This is a genomic window from Mariniflexile sp. AS56 (assembly GCF_030552475.1).
In the GTDB taxonomy this organism is placed as follows: domain Bacteria; phylum Bacteroidota; class Bacteroidia; order Flavobacteriales; family Flavobacteriaceae; genus Mariniflexile.
The window spans coordinates 298,064-312,319 of record NZ_JAUPED010000003.1 but is presented as its reverse complement, the minus strand read 5'-3'; the positions used below and the strand labels follow the sequence as shown (position 1 = coordinate 312,319).

Genomic DNA, 14,256 nt, shown 5'->3' with positions numbered 1-14,256 from the left:
ATAAACGAGGCTGTCTAAAAAGTGTATTATAAACTTTGTCAGGTTAAGCTTGTCGAAACCACTATTGATTATCTATAAGATAAAAAATTTCGACAAGCTCAATATGACACAGAATTACACTTTTTAGACAGCCTCATTTCTATCCAAAAAAATTAATTTCAGTTAATTTTAATCATTCAAAGGAAGTATTTCAAACTCTTTTTGTAAATGAATATCCACTGAAGAACTTCCTATTAACACTTCAAAAGTACCTGGTTCAACCGTCCAATTCATGTTGATATCTAGAATTCTTAAATCGTCTGGCTGCAAGGTCATATTTATGGTTTTAGTTTCACCTGGCTGTAAAGGCACACGATCAAAACCACGTAATTGCGACTCGTAAGTTGTTACGCTGCTCACTTTATCTTTCAAATAGAGTTGCACAACCTCGTCCCCTGCGCGTTTTCCTGTGTTTTTTACTTTAAATGATACCTCAATAGCACTCTGAGATTGTTTTGTTTTCTGGTTCACGACCAAATCGCTATACTCAAACGTGGTATAACTCAAACCATAACCAAAAGGGTATAAAGGCCCCAAAACACGGGTGTTTCCATAACCATTTGGTCCTGCACCCGGTTGTCCTGCTTGAGACCCTGGTTTAAACGGGAAGTTCAAGGGGATTTGCCCAACCGACTTAGGAAAGGTCACCGACAACTTGCCTCCTGGATTATAATCACCAAATAAAGTTTCGGCAATCACTTCACCAGCTGCAGTACTCGGAAACCATGCTTCTAAAATAGCTGGTAAAAATTTATTTTCCCAGTTTATGGTTAATGGCTGCCCATTAATAAGCACTAAAACAACGGGTTTACCGGTTGCATATAAGGCTTGTACTAGTTGAAACTGACGCCCTGGAAGCCCTAAACTGGTACGAGATTTGGTTTCACCAACACGTTTTTCATCTTCGCCTACCACGGCAATAATTATATCAGATTGTTTTGCTTTCTCCACAGCGGCATCAATACTTGCTTGCTCTTCTTTAGACAGTGGCGTTGGAATAATTTCACTCCTCGGCCAATCAGGATCGATAATATCACATCCTTTTTCAAAGTGTACCTGAGCCTTATTACCCGCATATTTCTTTATGCCTTGATACACAGAAACCGATGGATTAAACGCAGGACCGTAGCGGCTAAACGTAAAGCTCACCTCGTCTGCTAAAGGTCCTGTTACCAGAATATTTTTCACTTTGTTAATATCAAGAGGCAATAAATTATTGTCGTTTTTTAATAATACTAAAGACTCTCTGTTAATCTGTTTAGAAAAATCTTCATCTGCCTGAGTATGCACTAATTTATCAGATGCTTTTGGGTTTTCAACATAAGGTGTATCGAATAAACCCAATCTAAACTTCACACGTAACACATCTGCTACACGAGAATCTATCGTTTTCATTGAAATCTTACCTTCGGCTATTAATTCTCTCAAAGGCTCAATAAACGATTCTGGAGTTCTAAACGTGGTACGTACATTCAAACCCGCTTCAATAACTTGCCTTACCGCTTCTTTATAATCTTTAGCCACATGGTGCTTTTCTGAAACATATTCCACCGCTTCACTATCTGAAACCACATAACCATCGAAGCCATATTGTTCACGTAATAATTCGGTTAGAAAATAAGGACTGGCAGTTACAGGCACACCATCATAATCGTTATAGCTACTCATAACACCCATGGGTGATGCTTCTTTAATAACTCTTTCAAACGGATACAAATGCAATTGATGCATTTCACGTGGTGCCACATGCGGATCTGTTCTGGCATCTCCATCTCTGGCCCCTTTTGGAATACTGTACACTGCAAAATGTTTAATGGTCGAAGCCACTCCTTGCGATTGAATACCATTTACCATTTGTTTACCCATTTCTGCAATATGAAATGGTTCTTCTCCATAGCATTCTAAAACACGTCCCCAACGTTGGTCTCGTGCTACATCTAAAATAGGCGCATATACATTGGTATACCCCAAGGCTTTCGCTTCACGTCCCACAACAGTACCTGCTTTATAAACCAATGCTTTGTTCCAAGTACTACCAATACCTATGGGCGCGGGTAAAGGAGTTGCTTTTTCATGGCATAACCCATGTACGCCTTCGTTGGTAAAATCGACAGGAATACCCATTCTGGTCTCTTCTATAAACCATTTTTGTACTTTATTAATCGCTTCGGCGTGGGTGCTATATGGGAACGCATAAGGTGTATGCGTTTTTTCTTGATTCCAAATAGTATTTAAATGCTCATCTATATTCGCTATACCATCTTTCCAAACACGATTTTTCCAGTTTGGAGTTGGAAATTCATCTTCTAAAACACGTGCAAAACCATATAGAGTGGTTAATTGACATGTTTTTTCATCGACATTCATTAAAGATATCAGATTGGAAACCCGTGCATCTATATGTGCTTTAGGATCTTCAAAAACATCTTTAACGCCGTTTTTATTAAAATCGACCCACCCTTTGTGATACATGGATGGCTTTGGTGTATCTGTTTTCATTCCCACACAAAGAAAGGACAGGGTGAAAATTGCTATGACTTTGATTTGCTTCATTCTATTCTAATTGATTATCTAACTTCAATATACATGTATTCGAAAACATAAAAAAGTACCCCTCCATAAAAGTGTACTTCCATTCTTTATTAAAATAAAATCGTCACCCAAAATTTACTTAAGAGTGACGATTTTTATTTTATCAAATGAACTGTCTCTATTTAATTAGAAGGCTGAAAATTTGCAGGAATCGCTAGTGGTAAAAACCAGTTATCTGGATTCATTAATTTTTGTTGTACTGCACTTGCCGTAGCGCCATCACCTGCTGATGCAAATTTACTTGCTACAGCTTCTGCCACAATACTTGGGTCACCTTTACGGTCTGCAAAACGTATTAAATCTTCCCATCTAGTACCTTCAAAGGCCAATTCTAATGCTGCCTCGTTAAGAATAATCTGCCCAACTGCTTGAATAGTTGCTGCTTCATCTAAACTTGAATCCACACTAAATGGCGCCATATCAACTCTACCTCTTATACCTTGATTACCAGATGTTAAAACCCCGCTATTATTAGCAATATAATATGTACCCGTTGCAAAGTTTAAATAGCTTTCTGGATTATTTAAAAATGGAGAATTAGTTGTTGTAGGAGTGGTAGTTGAATTAAAAATACCGTTAATAACAGCTAATGCTTGCTCCGTATGCCCCGCATAATTAATAGCTTCAGCATATCTAAGATATACTCTCGCAGCTCTGTTCCAAATAAAATATTCATATTGATATTTAGCAATTCTAGCTTCTTCGCCAACTCCAGAATACGAACTCGGGTTTCTATTATTATCTAAAATAGTTCTATTGTCTCCTTCTCCACCATCATAAGGTTCACCTAAATAACTCTTAAACTGTGAATCCCAGTTTAAAATAGATAATGCCGAAGGTTTCATTTGATTTGTAAGAACTTGAAAACTATTGTTTGGCTGTCTGTATTGATCGCTAAATGCGGTGTAATTAATTACTTCATTATTCACTACCGATTCCGATAAGAAAATTGAAGGCCAACCAGTTGCTACACTATAGTTACCACCACTTAAGCTAGTACCTACTGTATTAGATGTTAAGTTATAATTTCCTGTAATTACATTTTTATCTAAAAAGGCTTTATAATATGTTGCCGCAGTAACATAATTTCTTCTCCATAAATGTAAATCTCCTAAAAGCACATCGTTATCTGGTATCATACTAAAAATATTGTACCCTAACGAGTTTTCATATTTAGTAACATTTTCTATACCTGCAACAGATTCTAGATTTTGAATTAATTGATCTATCCCTTGCTCAAAAGAAAGTAATGGGTAGTTTTCCTTTAAATCGTCGGTACTAGAAATAGGCTTTGTAATATATGGAAGCTTACCGTAGTTAATTAAAATTTGTATTTGTGCCCATGTTCTAATTCGCATAATAGAAGCGTAATCATCTTCTAAAATACCATCGTAAGCTTCGGTATCAATACCATTTAAAGCAAAATTACAATTGTTAATTATAGAGAACAATACTGAAGAATCTATATAACTATTATCAGCGCTAATGTTATGCATATTTATTTGTCTAACATCATCCTCTGCATTAGTGGTTACATCAACTAAATCAGCTCTCAACTCACCTAACACAATATACTGTCCTGTAATATCTTGCATTTGTGATAGAATTCCGAATAAAGCAGACCTTGCATCCAGTTTATTATCGCCTAAATAATCTTCTTCTAATAATACTTCTTCTGGTGAAACGTCTAAAAGACTTTCACAAGAAGTAAATAGAGATAAAGCGAAAAGTAGGCTTAAAAAAATATTTGTATACTGTTTCATTTGTTTTCTTTTTATGATTTCAATCTTCATATTCAAAATTATAGTCCTAATCTAACACCAATTAGTACAGAGCTATATTGTGGTGTAAAACCAGCATCTATACCTTGTAAATAACTTGCTTGTGATGCACTTACTTCAGGGTCGTAGCCTAAATAGTCTGTTATAGTAAATATGTTATTTGCTGTAACATAAAATGTTGCATTAAATACATCTGGAGTATATGATAACGATATTGTTTTAAGACGTATGTAAGACCCATCTTCTATCCATCTATCTGAAAATCTTGAATTCCCAACAGCATCACCGTAAACGGCACGTGGTATGTTGGTGTTTTGATTATCAACCGTCCAACGATTTACTGTCGCTAAACTTTGATTTGCTAAACCATCCATAGATTCTGTTCTCCATCTTAAAGCATTGTAAACATCATTACCTTGGCTAAATGAGAATACAGTAGATAAAGTCAGTTTTTTGTAGCTAAATTTATTGTAAACCATTCCAGTGAAATCTGGATTAGGATCTCCAATAACGACTCTATCATCTTCATTAATAACATTGTCTGAGCTATTTGTATTTACAAATCTCACATCACCAGCAACAAATGGTTGATTAAAACCAGCAAAATCTCTCCAAACCAAACCATCGTTAGAAGCTTCTGCTGCACTGTTAAAAATACCGTCTGTTTTATAACCGTAGAACAAGCCTAATGCGCTTCCTTCTTCGTTTAAAATAGTCGCATTTAAACCTTCAACGTTAATAATTTGTCTCCCACCAGGAAGCGAAGAAATTTCATTTCTATAAGTAGAAATGTTTCCTCCAATATCCCAACTAAAGCTAGGCGTATTCACAACTCGTGCGTTTATACTAAATTCTACACCTGTGTTTTTAAGTTTTCCGTCGTTACTGATATAATTGTCATATCCATAAATAGGGCTTATCTCGGTGTTATTAAGTAAACCATCTGTTACATTGTTAAAGTAGTCAATGTTAAAAGATATACGTTCATTAAACAAACCAACATCTAAACCAACGTTTGCTTTAGTGGTTTCTTCCCATCTGATAGAGCTGTTTGCTATATTACCACTTACAAGACCTGCACCTTCTAAAAATCTTCTAGAAACAAAGTAAGATTCTGCATTGTAGTTACCAATACCATCGTTACCAGTTAAACCGTAACTAGCACGTAACTTCAATTGGTCTATAGCTGAATTGTTAGCCATGAAATTTTCAGAAGAAATTAACCATCCTGCACTTAAAGCAGGGAAAATACCAACAGATTTATCATCTCCAAAACGAGAAGAAGCATCTGCAGAAATATTATAGCTAACAAAGTATTTATTTAAGAACGAATAATTTGCGTTACCATAAATAGAACCATTTATCCAGTTTCCTATACTTCCCGAGGTCACGTATGTTAAATTACTACCTCCTTCTAAAGATGTAAATTGATCATCCGCCGAGTTTCCACTGGTAGAGTATGAATTTTCATAATTATTTGTGTGATAACGGAATCCTAGGTTTACAGAAAAATCGTGAACACCACCTACATTATTTTTGTAGTTAAGTCTTGTATCGTTGTAAAATGAGAATAAACTTTCTGCATTCACTTTCGATGTTCTATACTGTTCATCACCAAATTCGTTAAATTCTGTAGAAAGTCCTAAATCTGGTAAAAAAACATTTTGTCTGTTTTTTATATAATTTGCTCCAAATAAGGAATGGATGTTTACTTTGTTTGAAACTTTGTATCCAAAATCGAAAAGTCCGTATAGGTTATAATTTTTAGCTTGAAACGTAGCATTATCTACAATTGCTCTAGGGTTACTAAAACCACCTATATTGTCTATATCCTCATAAATATCTGTTACAACACCGTCTGCATTAGGCACAAATGGCGCTAAAAATGGCGACTTATTAAGTGCCGAATAAATAGGTGACGTACTGTGTAAGCCATCATCATACAAGTTACGTGTTGTGTAACTTACACTTAAGTTGGTATTTAAAGATAACCTTTCTGTAATGTTAGCATCTGCATTAAAACGTGATGTAAATCGGCTAAAATCGGCATTAGAAACAACACCTTCATTAGTTGAGTACCCTATAGATAAACCATATTTTGCTACTTCATCTCCTCCTGTTACTCTAAAATAATATTCGTTTACATAATCAGTTCCAAATACTTCCTTTTGCCAATCGGTAGCGTTATGATACTTTTGGTAATCTTGAAAAGCTGTGTTTTCATTAAAGAAAGGCAGATTACTAATTTGATTGTTAGTGTATAAGCCAGAGTTATTCAATTGATCAGATAAATAGGTTTTGTATTGATTACCATTCATCATAGGCAGACTTTTGGGTGCAATATTCAAACCTCCTTGAACATAAAAATCTATTTTAGTTGAAACATCAACCGTTTTATTGGTTTCTATTAATATAACCCCATTAGCGCCTCTTGATCCATAAATAGATGCAGCATCTTTAATAACTGTTATGTTGGCAATATCTTTAGGATTTAAATCTGATAAAGGATCGTAACTGTAACCTTTTATTAATGTATTGTTTGTGAAGGTATTTGTTTCAATAATCATACCATCTATAACAATTAATGGTTGTGTAGATCCGTTTAATGTATTGTAACCTCTAATAAAAATGTTTGCTCCAATACCTGGAACACCAGAACGCATAATGGCACGTGTACCACTTACTTCACCAGTCAATATATTAGCAACAGACTCTTTTGATACAGATATAGATCCGTCTTTAGTGTCTATAGCGCTTGTTATTGAAGCTTTGGATTGTTGCCCTGTAGGCGTATTAGCATTGCTATAATAGGATTCAAAACCGTTATCATAAATTGCTATAGCTACACTTTTTCTTCCTTTTAAAGCGACCTCTTTGGTTTGATAATTAGGACTGCTCACCGTAAGAGTTGCTCCTGCATTAGGCACTTTAATTGAGAACTTACCAGTTTTATCGGTTAGTGTAGACGCAAAAGTTCCTATTCGAACGTTAATTCCCGCTAATTGCTCGTTACTCGCAGCATCTACTACCGTTCCTGTTACAATATTTTCAGATTTCACTTGTGCTCGCAATGCAAAAGTGGTTCCTAAAAATAAAATGCAAAACAGGATATACGTATTTTTTAATTTCATCATAGTCAGATAATAATTCATATTTAATTTTTAGTTGTCTTATTCTGTTGGAACTAATTTTGCATAGTCAATTCCAAACGTGCGATCAAATAATATAAGTTCAGGTTCACTAACATCAACAAATAGCTTTAGTTTCACAAAATAACTATTGGTCTTTTCTTTATTAATAAACACAGGTAAATCATATGGACCTCCAATTTGGATTTCTTCATCGTCTTGGTTACCTACTTCTATATCTTCAATGGTGTTTACTATTAGGTTTTTATTAGCATCTAAATAGCTAAATTCAGCCTTTAACTTCGTCGGTTTAGAAGCTCCTATTGGTACAAATTTTAAGTGTAGCGTATAACTTGCAGATAATACATTGCTAAAAGCTATTTCAAAATAGTTATTGGTTCCTCCTGCAGTTGGGTGTTGACTTAAATTAACCACATTATAGAATTGGCCTGAAGCTGCTCTACTAAACCTTTTTTGAATTGTTAAGGCAATTGGATCACCAGAAACTCTTCTGTCTGTATTTTCAATCTCGTAAGTTATTGGTTTATAAATTACATTTTTTGGGTCGTAATTTAATTCGTTTACAACAAATACATTTCCGTTACTTAAAGCCACATTCTCTGTGATAGCATTAGGATTTAATGTAACTAGATTTCCTTTTGTAGTAGCAATTGGATTACCACTTAAATCGTTAATATCAACAGCTTGAAAATTTAGGTTACTAAAAATAGTTTTATCTGTGTTCGCCTTAATAGAATCTGCAACAGGATAATTATAGTAATCTTTAAATATATTGTAAATTCCAGTATAAGCAGGTTCTGTTAAACCAATAAAAGAATAACGTCTTTCTTCAGAGCTTAAATCACCAATGGTTTTGAAATAAGAATTTGATGACACAAAAACGGAATCGTAAACAGCTTGTCCTAAAGAGTTGGTTCCTATTTTAACACTACTTTGCTCGTCAAAAACAGTTTCGTTAAATTGAGTTAAAAAAGTCATTAACGAAGGGTATTCGCTTGCGTTATTGTTAAGGTATCCCCAAATATTTGGGCTTACTTCTAAAACTTCATTTATAGTGTGCAAAATACCATTAGACGTCAGCATGTCTTTAGTTGCAAGCTCTATACCTCCAAACGTAGAGGATCCAGAAGTATTAATAAATTCAATATATTTATCATTGAACATTTTAACAAGGGTTTCTGGCTTACTAGTTGTATTGTAAGAAAACAAACTTATGTGATTCCCTATTAACTCCTTCAATGATTCTGGATCGTTTAGTATAGCACTAGATACTTGAGAAAAAGCAGCGTTGTTAGGCGCCCAAACGGTAAATGCTTGTGATGTTTGTAATTGACTATTATAGCCAGTTTGCTCAAGTAAAGTAACAAATGTTGAATATTCTGGATTTTCAGACAATACCGTGAATATGTTCTTTTCTAGTCTCGAATCTTGTTGGTCGTAGTGGTCATCCCAAGCTTCTTCTTTACAGCTGACCGTAAGGAAAATACAAACGATTACCAGTAATCGACTGAAATTAAATATGCAATTGTTTTTGTTCTTCATTATTAATTGTTTAATTATTTTTTTCTTAATATAAAGGAATCCAATTTAGGTTATCATTGGATTCCTTCTTGTTTAATAGTTTCTAATCATTATAACAGTCTGAATCGTCTGCTGGTGCATTATCAACAACTGGTATCCACTCTATATAATCTATTGGGCTACCACCTGCTTTAACAGCTTCAAATCGAATAACATGACGTTGCTGTTCTGGACATAGTAGTTCTTTGGTTATAATAAATCTACTAGCCGCAGCAGTATCATATTGGCTAACTCCTGCATTGTTTTGAATACATTTATAGCCATGACGCCAGCCTCTAGATTCCATAAGTGCTTCATCAGGATATCCTTTACCAGATGTGCTTAGTGTTAAATCATATAGCGAACCAATAGGCTCTCCATCCCAATAAACTTGAAGTATAGCTCTGGCACTATTACCTCCGTTACTTGACACCAACATTTCATATTTTCCTTTAGGTAATACCGGCGTATCAAACTCTATCCAAGAATACCCACCTACATCTAATACATTATAGTTTAAGTTTATTCTGTTTGATTGTTGTAAATAACGTTTGTTGCCTTCTGGAAACCATCTAATAAACTCATATGACGTACTTGGTACGTTGGCACCTGCCGAAATTAATCGCGATTGAATTTCAGGCTGATCGCTTACCACATCAAAAATAATGTGCTTTGGTTTTGGCGTGAAAATAGTAAACAACTTATTTACCGTATGGTAAACACCATTTTTAGCAGGAAAATTACTTTCATTAACTAGTAATGAAATCCAAGTATCATTCTCACCCGTTTCAGTTTCGTTTATTTTAAGTTCTTTATCTGTTTTAAACGATTTCCAAGCATTTCTTGGTAACACCGTATTTACGAATGCATCATTTGGAAAATTTCTTGTATATAAAAAGTTTTGTGTAGCATGGTATGCAACAAACCTATTTAATTCATTTTCTGGATTGGTAAAATCTGTATCATTAGGAGAAATTCTACTTACTAAATCATTAAATGAATTAATACCCTCTTGCCCGTAAACCACATCTGATTCTGCTAAAATAGTAAAGTTGGTTTTTGAACCGAATTCATTAAAAATAACAGAAAAGGTTTCATAATATCCTGTTTGCTTTAAAGCTTCAACAAAAATGGTATGCTTACCAGCTTTATCTAAAACTACAGGCACTGGGTCCACATAAGGATCTAATACACCGTTTATTGTGTGTATAAGACCATTACTAGTACTTATATCGTACTCCTCTAAACCTACAGTGCGGTTAATTTCCACATTCGCTATACCGCCTCCTTTTAAAAAGGATGTTGTAAGGTAATCACCCGTAAAAGTCGTATCGGCAAGTCTGCCTTCTACAAAACCACTGGTTCCTCTTCCTGTTGGTATTGTTTGAAACTTTACAACAGTTCTCAAAAACTCAATATCTTCAGCATTCGTAATTTCGCTTACCGATTCTACATTAAATTTTTCTTTTATATACGCTTTAACAGCTTCGTTGGTTGGTGCAAAACAGGTGTAATTTCCATAGCTTTTAAAAGCATTGTAAAAGTCTGTTTTTTTAAGAATCTCTACATAAGACGAAAAGGTCTCTGGTTGAGATTCTAATGTATGAATGATCGTCATTTGATCCGAAGTAAAGAATGTGGTTCCATCGAGATTGTCATTGCATCCAATCATGCCAAGCATAACTAGCGCAAGCCCTCCAATCCAAGTAATAAATCTATTATTTTTCATAACAATATGAGTTTTGAATTAAATTAGGGTTAAAAATATTTTAATTTTAATACAATGGAGAATAAAATAAAGCGCTGACTAATGCTTAAAATTTTATTGTAATAACTAACCTTGTTTTCTCCTTCACAAGGTTAGTTACTACTTTTAAGCCAATTAAATTTACTATGCCATATTTATATTGCTCAATTTTAAATTCTTTACTATCATCAATTTATATATAGAAATCTGTTGATTTATTAATCTTTAATCATCATAACATTCAGAATCATCGGCTGGTCCATTTTCAACAACTGGTATCCACTCAATATAATCTATTGGGCTACCACCTGCTTTAACAGCTTCTAGCCTAAAAACATGACGTTGTTGTACTGGACAAAGTAATTCTTGGGTTATAATAAACCTACTAGGACTGTGAGAATCATATTGACTATTCCCCGCTCTGTTTGTAATACATTTGTAACCATGACGCCATCCTCTAGATGCCATAAGTGCTACATCTGGATATCCTTTCCCGTTTGCATTTAAAGTTAAATCATAAAGAGATCCGATAGGTTCACCATCCCAATATACCTGAAAAATACCTCTGGCTCTATTACCGCCATTACTAGAAATCAACATTTCGTATTTTCCTTTAGGTAATACGGGCGTATCAAATTCTATCCAAGAATAACCACCTACATCTAAAATGTTATAGTTTAAGTTTACCCTGTTTGATTGTTGTAAATAACGTTTGTTACCTTCTGGAAACCATCTAATAAATTCCCATGATGTACTAGGGACTCTTGCTCCTGGTCTAATTAACCTAGATTGGTATTCTGGCTGATCGCTTACCACATCAAAAATAATGTGTTTAGGTTTTGGTGTGAATATCGTAAACAACTTATTTACCGTATGGTATACACCATTTTTAGCAGGAAAGTTACTTTCATTAATTATCAATGATGTCCAAGTATCATCCACTCCCGTTTCAGTTTCATTTATTCTAAGTTCCGTATCCGTTTTAAACGATTTCCATGCGTTTCTTTCTAAATATGAATTTACAAAAGCATCATCTGGAAAGTTTCTTGAATATAAAAAATTCTGTGTAGCATGATAGGCTACAAACCTGTTTAACTCATTTTGAGTATTGGTAAAATCAGTATCTCCTGGAGAAAATCTATCTACCAAATCTTGAAAAGAGTTGATACCCTCTTGAGCATAAACTTCATCTGTTTCTGCTAAAATGGTGAAATTGTTCTTAGAACCAAATTCATTGAATACAACCGAAAACTTTTCATAAAGCCCCGTTTGTTTTAAAGCTTCAACAAAAATAGTATGTTTCCCCGCTTTTTCCATTACTAAAGGTACTGGATCAACATATGGATCTAACACGCCATTAATGGTATGTATAAGGCCATTACTGGCTCTAATATCATACTCCTCAATCCCAACGGTACGATTAATTTCAACATTAGCTATACCACCACCTTTTAAAAAGGATGTTGTAAGGTAATCCCCCGTGTACGTGGTATCTGCAAGTCTTCCCTCAACAAAGCCACTAGTACCTCTACCTGATGGTATCGTTTGGAACTTTACTACCGTTTTTAAAAATTCAATATCCTCAGGGTTTGTTATTTCACTTACCGATTCTACATTAAATTTTTTCATCAAATACGTCTTTACAGCCGCGTTTGTTGGAGCAAAACTGGTATAATTACCATAACTCTTAAACGCATTGTAAGTATCTGTTAATTTAAGTATCTCAACGTAAGACGAAAACGTCTCTGGTTTTGATTCTAATGTTTGAACAACAGTCATATCATCCGATGTAAAGAACGTCGAGTCATCAAGATCGTCTTTACATCCTACACTGACGACCATAATTAATACGACGCCCCCTAACCATGTAATAAGTTTGTTAATTTTCATAATATATAGTTTAAATTTTAGTTTTAGTTTTCATAATAAGGATTCTGAACTAAATTAGAATTCAAGTTAACCTCATTTAAATATATTGGCAAATAATAAGATTCTTTCTCAGAGAAATAACTTAAAATTTGCTCATAATCGTCTGGTCCAGCTTTTACTGCTGCCAAATCGAATATAAGATACTGATTTTCGAAATCATTACGTTTCGCAAATCGTAATATATCGTACCATCTTTTACCTTCGAAAGCCAATTCTTTTTGGCGTTCTAATAATAGCGCACTTAATAATTCACCTTCTGTACCCGTAGACTCTAAAGGTGCCCCAATAGCACGCTCATGCACTTGGCTAATAAGATTATAAGCCTTGTTTAAATCTTTATTTGCTGTAGAAAGTATATAGGCTTCAGCTTGCATTAACAAAACATCGGCATATCTATAAAATATAAATGTATTATAAAACTGGTCTTGCCCTCTGTAAACACCAGTATCATCTACCCCTGCATATTTAAAAACAGTATTCTGAAACATACCAAAAGTTGCAAAATTACCTCTTATATCATCAGGAAATTCGTTGTACAATTGAAATATTTGACTGTACGGTGCATAGGTAGGATTACCTATATAAAATGAATTTCTTAATGTGGAATTGATATCACTAAATTGAAGTTCAAAAATTCCTTCGTCTGAATTACCTTCGAAAAAGATATCGTTAAACCAATCAGCTCCATCTACCAAACGGTATTTATTCAAGTCTACAAGACGATTCGTAGCAGATATACAATTATCGTACTGCTCATCCCATAAATAAACATCTGCAAGTATTGCTAATGCAGCACCTTTAGTCATTTTTCCTTTATCGTGGGCTGGTGATTGTGCAAACCCTAAATTAAGATCATTTACTGCAGCTTCAAGATCTGATGTAATTTGAGCTATAATTTCATCTTCTGTATTTTTAGCTGGGTAAAAATCTGTATCGGTATTAGCCGTAGCCGTTAATATTAACGGAACCTCTCTAAAGTTTTTAACTAATATAGAGTAAACTAAAGAGCGAATAGTTAGAGCTTCTGCTTTAACTCTTTTTAACTCTTGCTCCGAAAAAGACAAATCATTTGCTTGCGCTTGATCGGCAAAGGTTAAAACCAAATTACAATGGTTAATAGTTTTGTAAAACTGGCTCCAATCTACAAATGAATTACTAGGGAACATATAGTTCTTAAGCATATTATTTTGGTTGTTACCGGCTCTTAAGGAAACCAACATGTCTCCTCTTAGTTCTCCCCATAACAATACTTTATCTGTAAAACCAGACTGGTTCATAGATGCATAACACCCTGCAAGAGCGGCAGATACTTGTTCTTTGTTTTGCCAAAACTCTTGTTGTATTAAACTATCTTGTGGTTCCAATTGTAAATAACTATCGCATGAAAACAATGTTATAAATAGTATTGGAATGATGGCGTATATTTTAATTATGTTTCTTTTCATAATGTTTTTAAATT

Annotated in this window: 7 protein-coding genes; all 7 read right to left on the bottom strand. The window is 34.3% G+C overall.

Annotated elements, in window-relative coordinates; all coding sequences use genetic code 11:
* Positions 1-168: 168 nt before the first annotated feature.
* The 7 genes from Q5N74_RS05585 to Q5N74_RS05555 all read right to left on the bottom strand — a co-directional run bounded on the left by Q5N74_RS05585 (position 169) and on the right by Q5N74_RS05555 (position 14,242).
* Positions 169-2,592 (bottom strand): glycoside hydrolase family 3 N-terminal domain-containing protein, encoded by a 2,424-nt coding sequence (locus tag Q5N74_RS05585; RefSeq protein WP_304387749.1) that lies wholly within the window; start codon positions 2,590-2,592, stop codon positions 169-171.
* A 161-nt stretch (positions 2,593-2,753) separates the two neighbouring features.
* Entirely contained in the window at positions 2,754-4,394 is a 1,641-nt protein-coding gene (locus tag Q5N74_RS05580) for a RagB/SusD family nutrient uptake outer membrane protein (RefSeq protein ID WP_304387748.1), read from the bottom strand.
* 38 nt (positions 4,395-4,432) lie between these two features.
* Positions 4,433-7,564 carry a SusC/RagA family TonB-linked outer membrane protein gene (locus tag Q5N74_RS05575; protein ID WP_304387747.1) on the bottom strand — a complete coding sequence of 1,044 codons (3,132 nt, stop codon included), beginning with the start codon at positions 7,562-7,564 and terminating at the stop codon, positions 4,433-4,435.
* A gap of 18 nt (positions 7,565-7,582) precedes the next feature.
* Positions 7,583-9,103, bottom strand: coding sequence for a fasciclin domain-containing protein (locus Q5N74_RS05570; protein WP_304387746.1), 1,521 nt, complete (start codon positions 9,101-9,103; stop codon positions 7,583-7,585).
* 82 nt (positions 9,104-9,185) lie between these two features.
* Positions 9,186-10,850, bottom strand: coding sequence for a fasciclin domain-containing protein (locus Q5N74_RS05565; RefSeq protein WP_304387745.1), 1,665 nt, complete (start codon positions 10,848-10,850; stop codon positions 9,186-9,188).
* 243 nt (positions 10,851-11,093) lie between these two features.
* On the bottom strand, positions 11,094-12,758 hold the full coding sequence (locus Q5N74_RS05560; RefSeq protein WP_304387744.1) for a fasciclin domain-containing protein: 1,665 nt from the start codon (positions 12,756-12,758) through the stop codon (positions 11,094-11,096).
* A 23-nt stretch (positions 12,759-12,781) separates the two neighbouring features.
* Complete coding sequence (locus Q5N74_RS05555; RefSeq protein ID WP_304387743.1) at positions 12,782-14,242, bottom strand: RagB/SusD family nutrient uptake outer membrane protein; 1,461 nt, start codon at positions 14,240-14,242, stop codon at positions 12,782-12,784.
* Between the last annotated feature and the right edge of the window lie 14 nt (positions 14,243-14,256).

What these genes read in the sequence shown, in the direction of transcription:
- Q5N74_RS05555 (WP_304387743.1), bottom strand. Translation starts at nt 14,242, where the DNA reads ATGAAAAGAAACATAATTAAAATATACGCCATCATTCCAATACTATTT.
- Q5N74_RS05580 (WP_304387748.1), bottom strand. Translation starts at nt 4,394, where the DNA reads ATGAAACAGTATACAAATATTTTTTTAAGCCTACTTTTCGCTTTATCT.
- Q5N74_RS05585 (WP_304387749.1), bottom strand. Translation starts at nt 2,592, where the DNA reads ATGAAGCAAATCAAAGTCATAGCAATTTTCACCCTGTCCTTTCTTTGT.
- Q5N74_RS05575 (WP_304387747.1), bottom strand. Translation starts at nt 7,564, where the DNA reads ATGAATTATTATCTGACTATGATGAAATTAAAAAATACGTATATCCTG.
- Q5N74_RS05565 (WP_304387745.1), bottom strand. Translation starts at nt 10,850, where the DNA reads ATGAAAAATAATAGATTTATTACTTGGATTGGAGGGCTTGCGCTAGTT.
- Q5N74_RS05570 (WP_304387746.1), bottom strand. Translation starts at nt 9,103, where the DNA reads ATGAAGAACAAAAACAATTGCATATTTAATTTCAGTCGATTACTGGTA.
- Q5N74_RS05560 (WP_304387744.1), bottom strand. Translation starts at nt 12,758, where the DNA reads ATGAAAATTAACAAACTTATTACATGGTTAGGGGGCGTCGTATTAATT.